We start from the raw sequence: 17333 nt of genomic DNA, 5'->3' as shown, positions 1-17333 counted from the left end.
GTGGGGAAAGCCCCGCACCAGGTCCGTATCAACGGATCACGGTGCGGGGCTTTTTCGCGTTCTGCGGACGAAGACGCGGGGTTGGGAGCCGGACTGCTATGCGTGAGCTGTCGGCCGTTGAGATGGCCAGGCGCTGTGTGCGGGTCTGCTCGAAGTCGGGTTCGGTCTCGACGCCGAGGTCATGTCGCAGGGCGACCCTCAGCAGGTACACGCCGTCGGACGGTGGTTCGCTGAACCAAGTCCTTGTCCGGCTGTATGCCCTGTCGAGGTCCGGGCTCGCAGGCAACTGCTTCACCACGGCGTAGCCGACTCCCAGGGCCCTGTTGAGCGTTGAGGCCACCTCCAGGACGTCCTTGGGCAGTGCCATCTGCCCGCCTGGGAGTATTCCTCCGCCCAGGCTTCCTTGGTGGCGTCCAGAGCCGCCGGCTCCGCGCTCTCGTGCCGCTCGGCGGCGTGCACGGCGTCCCTGGCGGCGACTCGGTAGGCGCGGGCGTGGTGTTCAGGCGCGGGTAGAGATCGCGTCTGTCCTGGTGTATCCGGTCCGCGCGCTCCTCGGCCCGTTGCCGGTCAGCGTGTTCGTTCTGCTTGCGGTTGGTGCGTTCGCCGAGCATTGCTCCGCCCAGGGTTCCGCCCAGCGTGCCTATGACGCCGATGACCGCCACTGCAAGCGTGCTTACGTCCGACTGGGCCCCCAGCCGAAAGCAGTGAAACCTACTGGAGCAGGCGCAGGTCCACCGTGATCACTGCACGGAAACGACAAAGAGCCGGACCCAGGAGAACTGGGTCCGGCTCTTGAAGTCTGGCACTTCAGAAGGTCAGCGGATTGATCACGCTGTCCTGGCTGGAGTGCCCCCGGCAGGATTCGAACCTGCGCACACGGCTCCGGAGGCCGTTGCTCTATCCCCTGAGCTACGGGGGCGTCCGCCGCGTTCGGCGGCGACGGGTAGAACCCTACCAGCTCTCCCGGGGTGGCTGTGAACAGGTATTTCGGTCCCTCCGGCGGGCTGTGTCCCCCGGGCGGGGTGGAAGTGGGGAAAACCCGGACGCGGCGGCGTCCTCGGACCTAACCTCAAGGTGTGTCAGGCGTGTCCGGCCGGGTTCTTGTTGTCGACGACAACAAGGTCATCCGGCAGCTGATCAGGGTCAACCTTGAGCTGGAGGGCTTCGAGGTCGTGACCGCGGCCGATGGTGCCGAGTGCCTGGAAGTCGTACACCGGGTCAGCCCCGACGTGGTCACCCTCGACGTCGTGATGCCCCGGCTCGACGGACTCCGTACGGCCGAGCGGCTGCGCTCGGACCCCCGTACGAGCCGGCTGCCCGTCGCGATCATCAGTGCCTGCACCCAGTACGAGGTGGAGACCGGGCTCGCCGCCGGGGTCGACGCCTTTCTCGCGAAGCCCTTCGAGCCCGCCGAACTGGTCCGTGTCGTACGGCAGTTGCTGCACCGGGAGGCTCCGCCGTCTGCCGACGGCAGCAGGGAGCCCGGGCGGGCCGGCAGCACCCGGGGCTGACGCCCGCTCCGCCGGCCCCGCGCGCCCACCCTGCCCGTATGGCGAAACCGGTTCGCGGAGGGACCCCCCTTCTCCCATACGCTGGTCCCGTGACCCCCGCAGAGCTCTCCCGTACCGTCGTGCGCGTCGTGCGCAGCGCGGTCGACGAGGGTGCCCTGAGCATGGCGGGCGACGCGGTGCCCGACGCCGTCAAGATCGAGCGGCCCCGGCCCGGGGGCGGCGGCGACTACGCCAGTGGCGTCGCCCTCAAGCTCGCCGCCGCGGCCGGACTGCCGCCCCGCCAGGTCGCCGAAGTGCTGCGGCAGCGGATCGCCGGCCGGCCCGGAATCGCCCTCGTCGAGATCAGCGGGCCCGGATTCCTCAACATCACCCTTGACCGTGGCGGCAGGCACGAGGTCGTACGGGAAATTCTCGACACTCCGGAAGCCGGCATTCCGTACGGATGCGGGGACTCCCTACGCGGCCAGAGTTTTGAATTCGCCGATGTTGCCGAGGAGCGCGGCCGGGTCGTCACCGAGGTCGTCGTGCGGCTGCTCCGGGCCCAGGGGGCCGTCGCCCGCATCGGAGAGACGGGGGAGCACCTTCCTCTGGTCGGCTGTCCCGAGACCCGGCTTTCCGCGCTCGTCGGTGCCGATGCCGCCCGCTGGGCCTTCCTCCGGGCCGCCCGGCACGATCGGCCCCGTACCGATGCAGAGGAACTGCTTGCTCAGCGGGAGAGCAATGCGCTTTTTCGGGTGCGGTACGCGTACGCACGGAGCCGCGCTCTGACTCGCAATGCTCTTGAGCTGGGGTTCGAGGGTGAGGTCGGTCCTGTTCCCGACGGCGAGGTCCTGCTCGGGCTGCTCTCCGATCACCCCGGCGTGCTCGAAAGTGCCGCCCGGCACCGGGCGCCGGACCGGCTTGCGCGGCAGCTCGAAGCCGTGGCCGACGAACTGCTCCGTTTCCAGCACGGCGTACTGCCGCTCGGTGACGAGAAACCCTCGGCCGCCCACCGCAACCGGCTCGCCCTCGCCGAGGCCGCCGGGACGGTGCTGGCCGGCGGCCTGTCCCTGCTCGGCATCGACGCCCCCGAGTTTCTGTGACATGCGCAGACATCGCCCGTCGGGCGCGCACATGACCGCAGACGTGTAGTGAGAGAAGAGACGTAGAGAACATGAGCCGATCCGCGCACCCCGCCGGCCCCCGTCACGCCGATGTGCTGACCGAAGGGCACTACTCCGCGCCGCCCGCCGACCTCAACTCCCTCGACCCGAAGGTCTGGTCGAGCACTGTCACCCGTGACAAGGGCGGCGAGCTGACCGTCGGCGGGCTCGAAGTGTCGCGGCTCGCCGAGGAGTTCGGGACGCCCGCCTACTTCCTCGACGAGACCGACTTCCGCGCCCGGTGCCGGGCCTGGGCGGACGCCTTCGGGCGGGACGCCGATGTGTTCTACGCCGGCAAGGCGTTCCTTTCCCGGGCCGTGGTGCGCTGGCTGCACGAGGAGGGGCTCAACCTCGACGTGTGCTCCGGCACCGAGCTCGCCACCGCGCTGGACGCGGGGATGCCCGCCGAGCGCATCGCCTTCCACGGCAACAACAAGAGCGAGGCCGAGATCCGGCGGGCCGTCGAGGCCGGGGTCGGGCGGATCGTGCTCGACTCGTTCCAGGAGATCGTGCGCGTCGCGCACATCGCCCAGGAGCTCGGAACGGTGCAGAAGGCCTTCATCCGGGTGACCGTCGGCGTCGAGGCGCACACCCACGAGTTCATCGCCACCGCGCACGAGGACCAGAAGTTCGGCATCGCGCTGGCCGGCGGCCAGGCCGCCGAGGCCGTGCGGCGCGCCCTCAAGCTCGACGGGATCGAACTCATCGGGATCCACTCCCACATCGGGTCGCAGATCTTCGACATGGCGGGCTTCGAGGTGTCCGCGCGCCGCGTCGTACAGCTCCTCGCCGAGGTGCGCGACGAGCACGGCGTCGAGCTGCCCGAGATCGACCTCGGCGGCGGCCTCGGCATCGCGTACACCTCCGAGGACGACCCCCGAGAGCCGCACGAGATCGCCAAGGCGCTCAGCGAGATCGTCACGCGTGAGTGCGACGCGGCAGGCCTTCGCGCACCCCGCATCTCCGTCGAGCCGGGCCGCGCGATCGTCGGGCCGACCGCCTTCACGCTGTACGAGGTCGGCACGATCAAGCCGCTCGAAGGGCTGCGGACGTACGTGAGCGTGGACGGCGGCATGTCGGACAACATCCGCACCGCGCTGTACGACGCCGAGTACTCGGTGTCCCTCGTCTCGCGCACCTCGGACGCCGAGCCGATGCTGGTCAGGGTGGTCGGAAAGCACTGCGAAAGCGGTGACATCGTGGTCCGTGACGCATTCCTGCCCGCGGATCTCGCGCCGGGTGATCTGATTGCCGTGCCGGCCACCGGTGCCTACTGCCGCTCGATGGCCAGCAATTACAACCACGCGCTGCGCCCGCCGGTCGTCGCGGTGCGCGACGGATCGGCGCGAGTGATCGTCCGGCGCGAGACGGAGGAAGATCTCCTGCGTCTCGATGTCGGGTAAATGAAATAGTTGTCTCAGGATCCGGACCGGGGGCAGAAACCCCGGTCCGGTGAGTGAGACTGGTTCGCATTCCAGGTTTGAAGAGGAAACGAGGTCGGATGATGCGTACGCGTCCGCTGAAGGTGGCGCTGCTGGGCTGTGGAGTGGTCGGCTCAGAGGTGGCGCGCATCATGACGACGCACGCCGACGACCTCACGGCGCGCATCGGCGCTCCCGTGGAGCTCGCCGGAGTCGCCGTCCGCCGGCCCTCGAAGGTACGCGAGGGCATCGACCCCGCCCTGGTCACCACCGACGCCACCGCCCTGGTCAAACGCGGTGACATCGACGTCGTCGTCGAGGTCATCGGCGGCATCGAGCCCGCCCGGGCGCTCATCACCACCGCCTTCGAGCACGGCGCCTCCGTCGTCTCCGCGAACAAGGCGCTGCTCGCCCAGGACGGCGCGGCGCTCCACGCGGCCGCCGTCGAGCACGGCCGGGACCTGTACTACGAGGCCGCCGTCGCCGGCGCGATCCCGCTGATCCGCCCGCTGCGCGAGTCGCTCGCGGGCGACAAGGTCAACCGGGTGCTCGGCATCGTCAACGGCACGACGAACTTCATCCTCGACAAGATGGACTCGACGGGCGCCGGCTACCAGGAGGCCCTCGACGAGGCCACCGCGCTCGGCTACGCCGAGGCCGACCCGACCGCCGACGTCGAGGGCTTCGACGCCGCCGCCAAGGCCGCCATCCTCGCCGGGATCGCCTTCCACACCCGGGTCCGCCTCGACGACGTGTACCGCGAGGGCATGACCGAGGTGACCGCCGCCGACTTCGCCTCGGCGAAGGAGATGGGCTGCACCATCAAGCTGCTCGCGATCTGCGAGCGGGCCGCCGACGGGGGCTCGGTGACCGCCCGCGTCCACCCGGCGATGATCCCCCTCGACCACCCGCTGGCGTCCGTGCGCGGCGCGTACAACGCGGTGTTCGTCGAGGCCGAGGCCGCCGGGCAGCTCATGTTCTACGGGCCCGGCGCGGGCGGCGCTCCGACCGCCTCCGCGGTGCTCGGTGACCTGGTCGCGGTCTGCCGCAACAAGCTCGCCGGGGCGACGGGCCCCGGTGAGTCGGCGTACACACAGCTGCCCGTGAGCCCCATGGGCGACGTCGTGACCCGCTACCACATCAGCCTCGACGTGGCCGACAAGCCGGGCGTGCTCGCCCAGGTGGCGACGGTCTTCGCCGAGCACGGGGTGTCCATCGACACTGTCCGCCAGCAGGGGAAGGACGGGGAGGCCTCTCTCGTCGTCGTCACCCACCGCGCGGCCGACGCGGCCCTCACCGGGACCGTGGACGCCCTGCGCAAGCTCGACACCGTGCGTGGTGTCGCCAGCATCATGCGTGTTGAAGGGGAGTAACCAGCAATGACCCACCAGTGGCGCGGAATCATCGAGGAGTACCGGGACCGGCTCCCCGTCTCCGCTACGACGCCGGTCGTCACCCTCCGCGAGGGCGGCACGCCCCTCGTGCCCGCGCAGGTGCTCTCCGAGCGCACGGGCTGCGAGGTGCACCTCAAGGTCGAGGGTGCGAACCCGACCGGGTCCTTCAAGGACCGCGGCATGACGATGGCGATCACCCGGGCGAAGGAGGAGGGCGCGAAGGCCGTCATCTGCGCCTCCACCGGCAACACCTCCGCCTCCGCCGCCGCCTACGCGGTGCGCGCCGGCATGGTGTGCGCGGTGCTCGTGCCGCAGGGCAAGATCGCGCTCGGCAAGATGGGCCAGGCGCTCATCCACGGCGCCAAGATCCTCCAGGTCGACGGAAACTTCGACGACTGCCTCACGCTGGCCCGCTCGCTGTCCGACAACTACCCGGTGGCGCTGGTCAATTCGGTCAACCCGGTACGCATCGAGGGCCAGAAGACGGCCGCGTTCGAGATCGTGGACGCGCTCGGCGACGCCCCCGACATCCACGTCCTGCCCGTGGGCAACGCCGGCAACATCACGGCGTACTGGAAGGGCTACAAGGAGTACGCCGCCGACAAGATCTCGACGCACACCCCGCGCATGTGGGGCTTCCAGGCGTCGGGTTCGGCGCCGATCGTGCGCGGCGAGGTCGTCAAGGACCCCTCGACGATCGCCACCGCGATCCGCATCGGCAACCCGGCCTCGTGGCAGTTCGCACTGGCCGCGCGGGACGAATCCGGCGGTTTCATCGACGAAGTGACGGACCGTGAGATTCTGCGCGCGTACCGGCTGCTCGCCTCGCAGGAGGGCGTCTTCGTCGAGCCCGCCTCGGCCGCTTCGGTGGCCGGCCTTCTCAAGGCCGCCGAGCGCGGACTCGTCGACCCGGGTCAGAAGATCGTGTGCACGGTGACCGGAAACGGCCTCAAGGACCCCGACTGGGCCGTCGCGGGCGCCCCGCAGCCCGTCACCGTCCCCGTGGACGCGGCGGCCGCGGCCGAACGCCTCGGTCTGGCGTAGTTCCCTTACGCATCGCTGTGACGTACGCGTCCTGCATCGCCGGGACGCGTACGTAAAGCCGGACAAGGCCGCACGTAGGGGCACAGGGGGCTCGCGACACGCATCGTGCGCCTCCTGTGCGCCCTATGTCGCCACAGAACCTTCCTTCGATAGGCTGTACTCAACCCGCCCCGCCGCATATGCCGTGGTGCAGTTGCCCACGTGGCCCTCGGGTGTTCCGTACGTCTTCGAAAATCTCGCAGCAGACATCAGCAGCAGCCTCACAAGGAGTCATCAGAGCGATGGCCGGTCCCGCATTCCGCGCCGCCGCCGTACGGGTGCGCGTCCCCGCCACCAGTGCCAACCTCGGCCCGGGCTTCGACTCCCTGGGCCTGTCACTGGGGCTGTACGACGACGTGGTCGTCCGCGTCGCCGACTCCGGCCTGCACATCGACATCGCGGGCGAGGGCGCGGACACGCTGCCCCGCGACGAGAGCCACCTGCTCGTACGGTCCCTGCGCACCGCGTTCGACCTGCTCGGCGGGCAGCCGCGCGGCCTTGAGGTCGTCTGCGCCAACCGCATCCCGCACGGCCGCGGCCTCGGCTCCTCCTCCGCCGCCATCTGCGCGGGCATCGTCGCCGCGCGCGCCGTGACCATAGGCGGTGACGCCCGCCTCGACGACGCGGCCCTGCTGGAGCTCGCGACCGAGATCGAGGGCCACCCCGACAACGTGGCCGCCTGTCTGCTCGGCGGATTCACGCTGTCCTGGATGGACGGCGGAGCGGCCCGCGCGATCAGGATGGACCCTGCGGATTCCGTCGTTCCGGTGGTCTTCGTGCCGGGTAGGCCGGTCCTGACGGAGACGGCCCGCGGCCTGCTTCCGCGCACCATTCCGCACGTCGACGCCGCGGCCAACGCCGGCCGGGCGGCCCTGCTCGTGGAGGCCCTGACCAGGCGTCCCGAGCTGCTGCTCGCGGCCACCGAGGACCGGCTCCACCAGGAGTACCGCGCACCGGCGATGCCGGAGAGCGTGGCACTGGTCAACCGGCTGCGTGCGGACGGCGTCCCCGCAGTCATCTCCGGCGCCGGGCCCACGGTGCTCGCGCTGGTCGAGGACGGTGCGGCCGACAAGGTCGCACGCCTGGCGGGGGAGGGGTGGGCCGCCAACCGGCTCAGTCTCGACGCCGCGGGTGCGAGCGTCCTGCCGCTCGGATCGTAGGTACGGGCGCAGGGAGCACGGCTTGCCGGTGAACGAGAGGGGGAATGTTTGTTGGATCCGGTAGTGTTAACCTCAAGTCTGCATCGGTCGTCTTCGTGGCGCGGTGCTTCGTGTCCCCTTCAGGGACCGCCTTTCTTCCGAGAGCCTCCCCAACTGCCTGTGCAGCCTGCCTGAGCAGTTTCGAGCACGCTCCGGAACCGGCACGACACCCCACGCTTTTTCCCAGCAGGGGCCGAGTAGGGGGACCTCGGGCCGGAACCCACGCACGTTTATCTCTCCGCCGTACGCGGCGGGCCACCGCCCCGGCACGATCCGTGGTCGACAAGATCACAGGCCGCAGCCGGACAGCACAACCGGTCGCCGAGCCAGACAGGCCGACGTCCGCTCCAGGGAAGGACCCTTCGTGAGCGACACCACCGATCTGATGGGCGTGACTGCCGACAGCTCTGTCGACAACGCCGCGCCCGCCGCAGGTGCTGCCTCTGGCACCACCTCACGGCGCCGCCGCTCCGGCACCGGCCTCGACGGCATGGTCCTGGCCGAGCTGCAGCAGGTCGCGTCCGGCCTCGGCATCAGGGGCACCGCGCGCATGCGCAAGAGCCAGCTGATCGAGGTCATCAAGGAGGCGCAGGCCGGAGGCGGTTCCGCGGCTCCGGCCAAGAGTGCGTCCGCCGATGCCGAGGCCAAGCCGAAGCGCCGCGCCACCTCCAAGGCCCGTACGGGCGAGGAGGCCGCCGCGCCCGCCGAGAAGCAGCCCGCGCAGCAGCAGATCGAGATCCCTGGCCAGCCGGCCAGCGACGACCAGCCCGTCGGGGAGCGTCGCCGTCGCCGTGCGACCGCGCCCTCCGGCAGCCCCGAGTCCGCCTCGGCCGCTGTGGAGACCGTCACCAAGACGGAGGCCAAGGCCGAGGTGAAGGCCCCCGAGGCCGACGCCAAGCCCGAGGCGAAGGCCGCCGAGGCGGTCGAGTCCGCCGAGGGCCGCCGGGAGCGCCGTGACCGCGGCGAGCGGGGCGACCGCGGAGACCGCCGGGACCGTCAGCGCGGCGACCGCGGTGAGCGGGGCGAGCGCGGGGACCGTCAGCGCGGCGAGCGCGGCGGCAAGGGCGACGACCAGCAGGGCGGCCAGCGCCAGCAGCGCCAGGGCGGCCAGCAGCAGGCTCAGCAGCAGAACAACGGCCCGCAGGACGACTTCGACGACGACGGCAGCCGCCGTGGCCGGCGCGGACGTTACCGCGACCGCCGTGGCCGCCGTGGTGGCCGCGAGGAGTTCGGCGCCGAGCCGCAGGTCGCCGACGACGACGTCCTGATCCCCGTCGCGGGCATCCTGGACATCCTCGACAACTACGCGTTCATCCGGACGTCCGGCTACCTGCCGGGCCCGAACGACGTGTACGTCTCGCTCGCCCAGGTCCGCAAGAACGGTCTGCGCAAGGGTGACCACGTCACCGGAGCCGTCCGTCAGCCCAAGGACGGCGAGCGCCGCGAGAAGTTCAACGCCCTGGTGCGTCTCGACTCCTCCAACGGCATGGCGGCCGACTCGGGCCGCGGGCGCCCGGAGTTCAACAAGCTGACCCCGCTGTACCCCCAGGACCGGCTCCGTCTGGAGACCGACCCGGGCGTGCTGACCACGCGGATCATCGACCTCGTGTCGCCGATCGGCAAGGGCCAGCGAGGCCTGATCGTGGCCCCGCCGAAGACCGGCAAGACCATGATCATGCAGGCGATCGCCAACGCGATCACCCACAACAACCCCGAGTGCCACCTGATGGTCGTCCTGGTCGACGAGCGTCCGGAAGAGGTCACCGACATGCAGCGGTCGGTGAAGGGCGAGGTCATCTCCTCGACCTTCGACCGTCCCGCCGAGGACCACACCACCGTCGCCGAGCTGGCCATCGAGCGCGCCAAGCGTCTCGTCGAGCTCGGTCACGACGTGGTCGTGCTGCTCGACTCGATCACCCGTCTGGGCCGTGCGTACAACCTGGCGGCCCCGGCCTCCGGCCGCATCCTGTCCGGTGGTGTCGACTCGACCGCGCTCTACCCGCCGAAGCGCTTCTTCGGTGCCGCGCGCAACATCGAGGACGGCGGCTCGCTGACCATCCTCGCCACCGCGCTCGTGGAGACCGGCTCGCGCATGGACGAGGTGATCTTCGAGGAGTTCAAGGGCACCGGCAACATGGAGCTCAAGCTCGACCGCAAGCTCGCCGACAAGCGCATCTTCCCGGCGGTGGACGTGGACGCGTCCGGCACCCGCAAGGAAGAGATCCTGCTCGGCAGCGACGAGCTCGCGGTTGTCTGGAAGCTGCGCCGGGTGCTGCACGCGCTCGACCAGCAGCAGGCCATCGAGCTGCTCCTCGACAAGATGAAGCAGACGAAGTCGAACGCCGAGTTCCTGCTCCAGATCCAGAAGACGACTCCGGGTCCGGGCAACGGCAACGACTAGCAATTCCCGCTCCACCAGGGCCAGTTGAGAGCGCCCCCGTCATTTCGGTGACGGGGGCGTTTTTTGCGCAGTACTATCAGCGGGCCGTAAGTGGGGGGAACGTATTACTGATACGCCACTGAGCTGCTGAGCTCTGCCCTGGGCAACCGCCGGGCAGGGCTTTTCGCTTTTTGGCGCCTGCACTCCCCTGCGCATTTACGGGTCAACCCATGGGGAGATCGAATGACATCTGGCAGGCGGAGGGTGCGCAATGCCCTCCCTGCGGCGACCGCCGTACTCGCACTGGGATCGCTGGCCCTCACGGCCGCACCGGCCCAGGCATCCCAGGCTCCACCGACGCCGGGCAAGCAGAGCGTCCAGGCACCACCGGCCCCGGCCTCCCAAGCAGAACTGAAGGCCCGGCTCAAGAGCGCAACCAGCCATTTCAGGTCGACCGCACAGAGCCCCGCGCAGAGTCCCGCGCCGGGTGCCTCCAAGGCGCCGTCCGGCCAGGACCCGAAGATCATCGGCGGTACGCCCACCGCGGTCGGCGAGGCGCCCTGGATGGTCCAGCTCTTCTACAACGACCCGGCCACCAACCAGGGCACCTTCTGCGGCGGCACCCTGGTCGCCCCCGGCAAGGTGCTCACCGCCGCCCACTGCGTGGCGGGCCGGGACTGGACGAAGAACGGAGTCGTCCTCGGCGGCACCACCGAATACCCGCTGAACGGCGACCTGCACGGCGGCCAGCTCGTCAATGTGGCGCGCCAGTGGTCCAACCCCGCGTACGACGGGGGCGCCCTCACCGGTGACGTGGCCGTCCTGACGCTGGCCGCGCCACTGCCGTACCAGACGCTCCAGCCGGCCGCGGCCGACGAGAGCGTCGCCTACCAGCCGGGCACCCCGGCCACGGTGTACGGCTGGGGCCGCATCAGCTCCACCAACCAGGACGTCTCGATGTCGCTGCTCAAGGCGACGATCCCGGTCCAGGCCGACGCCACCTGCGCCGCGTACTACAACCAGGCGCCCGAGAACTCCTTCGTCGCGGGCCAGATGGCGTGCGCGGGCAACCCGGCGAGCGGCGCCGACACGGGCACCGTCTCGCCCTGCAACGGCGACTCCGGGGGCCCGCTGATCGTCGGCAACCGCATCGTGGGCGTGGTGTCCTGGGGCCGCGAGGACTGCGTGTCGGCCGGCTCGTACAGCGTGTACGCGAAGCTCAGCACCTTCGCCGGGCTCGTCGGTCCCCGCGTCGACGACACCGACCTGAACTTCGACGGGCGCGCCGACCTGTTCGCCCGGAACGACGCCACCGGCGAGGGCTTCGCGTACTACTCGCAGGGCATCACCATCGGCAACCGGTACTCGCTCGGCGACTGGCGCGGCTACGACCTGGTCCGCCAGGCCGACCTCGACCGGGACCAGCGCCAGGACTTCGTGCTGCGCACCAGCGGCGGGCACCTCGACTGGTACCACTACAGCGCGGCTGCCAACGCCTACGTCCACCAGGACCTGGGCGGCGGCTGGGGCGCGATGAAGTCGGTCGTGCTGCCGGGCGACCTCGACGGCGACACCCTGACCGACCTGCTCGCGGTCGACACGAGCGGGCAGCTGTGGTTCTACCCCGGCAAGGGCGACGGCACCTTCGGCATCCGGTCCGCCCTCGGCGGCGGCTGGGGCCCGCTGGTCCTGGTCGGCAAGGGCGACTACAGCGGAGACGGCAGGGCCGACCTGCTGGCCCAGGACACCTCCGGCAAGCTCTGGCTCTACCCGGGCACCGGCCACGGCGCCTTCGGCAACCGCTCGCTCGCGGGCTCGGCGGGCTGGACCTTCCCGGCGTACGCCGCCACCGGCGACGTGGACGGGGACGGCCGGGCGGACCTCTTCGCGCGGGACAGCGCGGGGGTGCTCTGGCTCTACCCGGGCAACGGGCGCGGCGCCTTCGGCAACCGCTACCAGATCGGCGGCGGCTGGGGTGGCTACAGCCTGATCGGCTGAGGCATTCGACACACGCATCACCTTCGCGGCGGCTCCGGGCATGACCCGGGGCCGCCGCGAACGTGCAGGTGAGAGCGGTGGGCCCGAGGCCGGCTTGCGGGCCGGGCCCGATGCGCTCTTATGGCCTTCTTAGAACCCTGTGCAACCCTGCTTGGTGCTTCGGCGTCTGACGAGTGTCGACAAACCGTGCCTGAACACCTGGGCAGGGGGTAACCGGAGGAGCACCGAGAACTGAGGAGACCATGGGCGAGCAAGGCACACGCAGCAGCCGAATACGCGGGGCGGGCAAGCGCCGCAAGCAGCCCAGCACGCGCCGTCGCGCCGCGAAGATAGCCGCGTGGAGCGCGGCGGGCGTCGTCCTCGTCGGCGGCGGGGGACTCGGCTACGTGTACTTCAAGCTCAACGGCAACCTCAAGGGCGTCGACATCAACGCCCAGCTCGGCACCGACCGTCCGCAGAACGTCGACAACGGCTCGATGGACATCCTGGTCCTCGGCTCGGACTCGCGGGCCGGCGCCAACAAGGAGTACGGCACGGACGAGGGCGGCGCCCGGTCCGACACCGCGATGATCATCCACGTCTACCAGGGCCACAAGACCGCGAGCGTCGTCTCCATCCCGCGCGACACCCTGATCACCCGCCCCTCCTGCACCCAGAACGGCAAGACCACGCCGGGTGCCAGGCGCCAGATGTTCAACACGGCGTACGAGGTCGGCGGCCCGGCCTGCGCGGTCAAGACCGTCGAGCAGATGTCCGGCATCCGCATGGACCACTACATCGAGGTCGACTTCACCGGCTTCAAGAAGCTCATCGACCAGCTCGGCGGGGTGCCCGTCACCACCAACAAGCCGATCAAGGACGACAAGAGCCACCTCGACCTGCCGGCCGGCAGACACACCCTCAACGGCGAGCAGGCCCTCGGCCTCGTACGGACCCGGCACGGCGTGGTCGGCGACGGCAGCGACCTCGGCCGCATCCAGCTCCAGCAGGCCTTCATCAAGGCGCTGATCGGCCAGGTCAAGAGCGTGGGCGTGTTCAGCAACCCGACCAAGCTGTACGGGCTCGCGGATGCCGCGACCAAGGCGATCACCACCGACTCGGACCTGAGCTCGATCAACTCCCTGATCGGCTTCGCGAACGGCCTCAAGGGTCTGGACGCGTCCAACGTCAAGATGATCACGCTGCCGGTGCAGTACGACAAGGCCGACCCCAACCGCGTCAGCCCGCTCGCCAAGGAGTCCCAGGAGGTGTGGGACGCCCTTGCCAAGGACCAGCCGATCCCGGCCTCCGCGACCGCCGACTCGGCGGGCGACAAGGGCACCGCGCGCGGCTACGTCGCCGGCCAGTAGCGGCCCGGGCCTTCCCGTAGCGGCTTTCGGACGCTCCGGGAATAGATGCGCATCCACCCCGGTTTTGGGAGATGCGGCCAGTCCTGGCAGACTGGTACGTCGGCCCCGGTTCACGTATGCGCAATCCGCGCCTGCGACCCGGCGCCCTCCCGAACCTAGGAGACACCTTGAAGCGCGACATCCACCCCGAGTACGTCGAGACCCAGGTCAGCTGCACCTGTGGCGCGGCTTTCACCACCCGTAGCACGATCGGCGGCGGCTCCATCCGCGCCGAAATCTGCTCCGAGTGCCACCCGTTCTACACGGGCAAGCAGAAGATCATGGACACCGGCGGCCGTGTGGCCCGCTTCGAGGCCCGCTTCGGCAAGGCTGCCGGCTCCGCCGCGAAGTAGCGAGCCAACTGCGCCGGTCCGCGGCGCCTCCGTTCCGGGGGCGCTGCGACCGGCGCTTTGCCGTCCAGCCCTACTTCTTCGTTTGAAACCCAGGAGCCACCGATGTTCGAAGCGGTCGAGGACCTGATCGGCGAGCACGCCGATCTCGAGACGAAGCTCGCCGACCCTTCGGTCCACGCCGATCAGGCCAATGCGCGCAAGCTGAACAAGCGCTACGCCGAGCTGACGCCGATCGTCGGGACCTATCGCGCCTGGAAGCAGACGGGGGAGGACATCGAGACGGCCCGCGAGCTCGCGGCCGACGACCCCGACTTCGCCGCCGAGGTCAAGGACCTGACCGCGCAGCGCGAAGAGCTCACCGAGAAGCTCCGCCTGCTCCTGGTCCCGCGCGACCCGAGCGACGACAAGGACGTACTCCTGGAGATCAAGGCGGGTGCGGGCGGCGACGAGTCGGCCCTGTTCGCCGGCGACCTCCTGCGCATGTACCTGCGCTACGCCGAGCGGGTCGGCTGGAAGACCGAGATCATCGACTCCACCGAGTCCGACCAGGGCGGCTACAAGGACGTCCAGGTCGCCGTGAAGACCAAGGGCGGCCAGGGTGCGACCGAGCCCGGCCAGGGCGTCTGGGCGCGGATGAAGTACGAGGGCGGCGTGCACCGCGTGCAGCGCGTGCCGGCCACCGAGTCGCAGGGCCGCATCCACACCTCCGCCGCCGGCGTGCTCGTCACGCCCGAGGCCGAGGAGGTCGACGTCGAGATCAACATGAACGACCTCCGCATCGACGTGTACCGCTCCTCGGGCCCCGGCGGCCAGTCCGTCAACACGACCGACTCCGCCGTCCGCATCACGCACATCCCGACCGGCGTCGTCGCCTCCTGCCAGAACGAGAAGAGCCAGCTCCAGAACAAGGAGCAGGCCATGCGCATCCTGCGCTCCCGGCTGCTCGCCGCCGCCCAGGAGGCCGCCGAGCAGGAGGCCGCCGACGCCCGTCGCAGCCAGGTGCGCACCGTCGACCGCTCCGAGAAGATCCGGACGTACAACTTCCCGGAAAACCGCATCTCGGACCACCGGGTCGGCTTCAAGGCGTACAACTTGGACCAGGTCCTCGACGGCGACCTGGACGCGATGATCCAGGCCTGCGTCGACGCGGACTCCGCCGCCAAGCTCGCGGCCGCCCAGTAATCCACCCCCGTACGACTGCCGGAGGACCAGCGTGCAGCAAAACTCTGGGGGGCGACCCCCAGGCCCCCGAAGCGTGCTGCTTGCCGAGGTGGCCCAGGCCACCCAGCGGCTGGCCGACGCCGGCGTGCCCTCCCCGCGCTTCGACGCGGAGGAGCTCGCCGCGCACATCCACGGCTGCAAGCGGGGAGAGCTGCACAACGTCAAGGACGCGGACTTCGACGCGCGCTACTGGGAGGCCATCGCCCGCCGCGAGGCCCGCGAGCCGCTCCAGCACATCACCGGCCGCGCCTTCTTCCGCTACCTCGAACTCCAAGTGGGACCAGGGGTGTTCGTGCCCCGGCCGGAGACCGAGTCCGTGGTCGGGTGGGCCATAGACGCCGTGCGCGCGATGGACGTCGTCGAGCCGCTCATCGTCGACCTGTGCACCGGATCGGGCGCGATCGCGCTCGCCATGGCGCAGGAGGTGCCGCGCTCGCGCGTGCACGCCGTCGAGCTGTCCGAGGACGCCCTGGAGTGGACGCGGAAGAACGTCGAGGGGTCCCGCGTCGTTCTCCACCAGGGCGACGCGCTCACCGCGCTGCCCGAGCTGGACGGCCAGGTCGATCTGGTCATCTCCAACCCGCCGTACATCCCGCTCACCGAGTGGGAGTACGTCGCCCCCGAGGCGCGCGACCACGACCCCGAGCTCGCGCTGTTCTCCGGCGAGGACGGTCTCGACACCATCCGGGGCATCGAACGCACCGCGCACCGCCTCCTGAGGCCCGGCGGGCTCGTCGTCATCGAGCACGCCGACACCCAGGGCGGCCAAGTGCCGTGGATCTTCAACGAGGAGGCCGGCTGGGCGGACGCGGCCGACCACCCCGACCTCAACAACCGCCCGCGCTTCGCCACGGCCCGCAAGGCCACACCGTGATCAGCCGCATCACCCAGACCGTGTACGTGTACGAGGAGGCCCGCTAATGGCTCGGCGATACGACTGCAACGACGCGACCGACCGCACGACCGGTCTGCGCGAAGCCGCATCCGCCGTCCGCCGCGGCGAGCTCGTGGTGCTGCCGACGGACACCGTGTACGGGATCGGCGCCGACGCGTTCAGCTCGCAGGCCGTCATGGACCTGCTCGACGCCAAGGGCCGTGGCCGCAACATGCCCACCCCTGTGCTCATCGGCTCGCCGAACACCCTGCACGGCCTGGTCACCGACTTCACCGAGCAGGCCTGGGAGCTCGTCGACGCGTTCTGGCCGGGTGCCCTGACCCTGGTCGCGCGCCACCAGCCGTCGCTGCAGTGGGACCTCGGCGACACCCGGGGCACCGTCGCGATCCGGATGCCGCTGCACCCGGTCGCCATCGAGCTGCTCACCGAGGTCGGCCCGATGGCCGTGTCCTCCGCCAACCTGACCGGCCACCCGGCGCCCGAGGACTGCGACGCGGCCCAGGGCATGCTCGGCGACTCCGTCTCGGTGTACCTGGACGGCGGCCCGACCCCGGGCATCGTCCCGTCCTCGATCGTGGACGTGACCGGCAAGGTCCCGGTCCTGCTGCGCGCGGGCGCCCTCGACGCGGACGAGCTGCGCAAGGTGGTACCCGACCTCGAGGTGGCCAATTGACCGCCCCTGAGGGGCGTGGCATAGGCACGGTTCACCCTGCGGGGAACTCGTTCCGCATCCTCCACGTCAGCACCGGCAACGTCTGCCGCTCGCCGATCACCGAGCGGCTGACCCGCCATGCCCTGAGCGACCGGCTCGGGGACCCGTTCACGGGCGGCCTCATCGTGGAGAGCGCCGGCACCTGGGGGCACGAGGGCGCTCCGATGGAGGCCAACGCCGCCGCCGTCCTCGCCGACTTCGGCGCGGACGCCACCGGCTTCACCGGGCGCGAGCTCCTCGACGAGCACGTGATCACCGCCGACCTGGTGCTCACCGCCACCCGCGACCACCGCGCCCAGGTCATCTCGATGGGCCACTCGGCGGGCCTGCGCACCTTCACCCTGAAGGAGTTCACCCGTCTCGTACGGGCCATAGACCCCGCCACGCTGCCCGATCCGCTCCAGGAGGGCATGGTGGAGCGGGCGAGGGCCCTGGTGCGGGCCGCGGCCGCGCTGCGCGGCTGGCTGCTCGCCCCGAGCGCCGAGGCCGACGAGGTCAACGACCCCTACGGCGCCCCGATCACGTTCTTCCGCTCCATCGGCGACGAGATCAACCAGGCCCTCGACCCGGTCGTGACGGCCCTGACGGGCGTGCCGACCCACCACTGAGACGCGCCATCACGCCGGGCGCGCGGGG

General features: G+C 70.4%; 15 protein-coding genes and 1 tRNA gene. 14 read left to right on the top strand and 2 right to left on the bottom strand.

What is annotated here, in order from left to right; genetic code table 11:
- Positions 1-28: 28 nt before the first annotated feature.
- Both ABD346_RS20875 and ABD346_RS20870 read right to left on the bottom strand, forming a co-directional pair.
- On the bottom strand, positions 29-367 hold the full coding sequence (locus tag ABD346_RS20875) for a hypothetical protein (RefSeq protein ID WP_344376743.1): 339 nt from the start codon (positions 365-367) through the stop codon (positions 29-31).
- 480 nt (positions 368-847) lie between these two features.
- Positions 848-919: transfer RNA gene (locus ABD346_RS20870), tRNA-Arg, on the bottom strand.
- Between the two features lie 166 nt (positions 920-1085).
- Here ABD346_RS20870 and ABD346_RS20865 point away from each other — a divergent pair.
- The 14 genes from ABD346_RS20865 (at position 1086) to ABD346_RS20800 (ending at position 17305) form a co-directional block, all read left to right on the top strand.
- Complete coding sequence (locus tag ABD346_RS20865) at positions 1086-1511, top strand: response regulator (RefSeq protein ID WP_344376742.1); 426 nt, start codon at positions 1086-1088, stop codon at positions 1509-1511.
- Between the two features lie 89 nt (positions 1512-1600).
- On the top strand, positions 1601-2593 hold the full coding sequence (gene nrtL, locus ABD346_RS20860) for an ArgS-related anticodon-binding protein NrtL (RefSeq protein WP_344376740.1): 993 nt from the start codon (positions 1601-1603) through the stop codon (positions 2591-2593).
- 71 nt (positions 2594-2664) lie between these two features.
- Positions 2665-4056, top strand: a complete 1392-nt coding sequence (lysA, locus tag ABD346_RS20855) for a diaminopimelate decarboxylase (protein ID WP_344376739.1) — start codon at positions 2665-2667, stop codon at positions 4054-4056.
- Positions 4057-4157: 101 nt separating this feature from the next.
- Positions 4158-5447, top strand: coding sequence for a homoserine dehydrogenase (locus ABD346_RS20850; protein WP_344376753.1), 1290 nt, complete (start codon positions 4158-4160; stop codon positions 5445-5447).
- A 6-nt stretch (positions 5448-5453) separates the two neighbouring features.
- Entirely contained in the window at positions 5454-6512 is a 1059-nt protein-coding gene (gene thrC / locus ABD346_RS20845) for a threonine synthase (RefSeq protein ID WP_344376738.1), read from the top strand.
- Positions 6513-6793: 281 nt separating this feature from the next.
- Complete coding sequence (thrB, locus tag ABD346_RS20840) at positions 6794-7711, top strand: homoserine kinase (protein ID WP_344376736.1); 918 nt, start codon at positions 6794-6796, stop codon at positions 7709-7711.
- A 403-nt stretch (positions 7712-8114) separates the two neighbouring features.
- A complete protein-coding gene (gene rho / locus ABD346_RS20835; RefSeq protein ID WP_344376735.1) occupies positions 8115-10151 on the top strand; it encodes a transcription termination factor Rho in 2037 nt (678 codons plus the stop codon).
- A gap of 222 nt (positions 10152-10373) precedes the next feature.
- Positions 10374-12128 carry a trypsin-like serine protease gene (locus tag ABD346_RS20830; protein WP_344376734.1) on the top strand — a complete coding sequence of 585 codons (1755 nt, stop codon included), beginning with the start codon at positions 10374-10376 and terminating at the stop codon, positions 12126-12128.
- A 242-nt stretch (positions 12129-12370) separates the two neighbouring features.
- Positions 12371-13477 carry an LCP family protein gene (locus ABD346_RS20825; protein ID WP_344376733.1) on the top strand — a complete coding sequence of 369 codons (1107 nt, stop codon included), beginning with the start codon at positions 12371-12373 and terminating at the stop codon, positions 13475-13477.
- Positions 13478-13644: 167 nt separating this feature from the next.
- Positions 13645-13869 carry a 50S ribosomal protein L31 gene (rpmE, locus tag ABD346_RS20820; RefSeq protein ID WP_189963666.1) on the top strand — a complete coding sequence of 75 codons (225 nt, stop codon included), beginning with the start codon at positions 13645-13647 and terminating at the stop codon, positions 13867-13869.
- A 102-nt stretch (positions 13870-13971) separates the two neighbouring features.
- Complete coding sequence (gene prfA, locus ABD346_RS20815; RefSeq protein ID WP_344376732.1) at positions 13972-15051, top strand: peptide chain release factor 1; 1080 nt, start codon at positions 13972-13974, stop codon at positions 15049-15051.
- A 31-nt stretch (positions 15052-15082) separates the two neighbouring features.
- On the top strand, positions 15083-15964 hold the full coding sequence (prmC, locus tag ABD346_RS20810; protein WP_053726983.1) for a peptide chain release factor N(5)-glutamine methyltransferase: 882 nt from the start codon (positions 15083-15085) through the stop codon (positions 15962-15964).
- Positions 15965-16010: 46 nt separating this feature from the next.
- Positions 16011-16658: an L-threonylcarbamoyladenylate synthase gene (locus ABD346_RS20805; RefSeq protein ID WP_344376730.1), complete on the top strand. Its 648-nt coding sequence runs from the start codon at positions 16011-16013 to the stop codon at positions 16656-16658.
- Positions 16655-17305 (top strand): arsenate reductase/protein-tyrosine-phosphatase family protein, encoded by a 651-nt coding sequence (locus ABD346_RS20800; RefSeq protein WP_189963670.1) that lies wholly within the window; start codon positions 16655-16657, stop codon positions 17303-17305. The genes ABD346_RS20805 and ABD346_RS20800 overlap by 4 nt, the downstream gene beginning before the upstream one ends.
- Positions 17306-17333 lie beyond the last annotated feature (28 nt).

Origin of the sequence: Streptomyces mauvecolor (genome assembly GCF_039532965.1) — a bacterium.
GTDB lineage: Bacteria > Actinomycetota > Actinomycetes > Streptomycetales > Streptomycetaceae > Streptomyces > Streptomyces violascens.
Note: the sequence above shows the minus strand (reverse complement) of the source record. Positions and strands in the feature narration are given on the sequence as shown.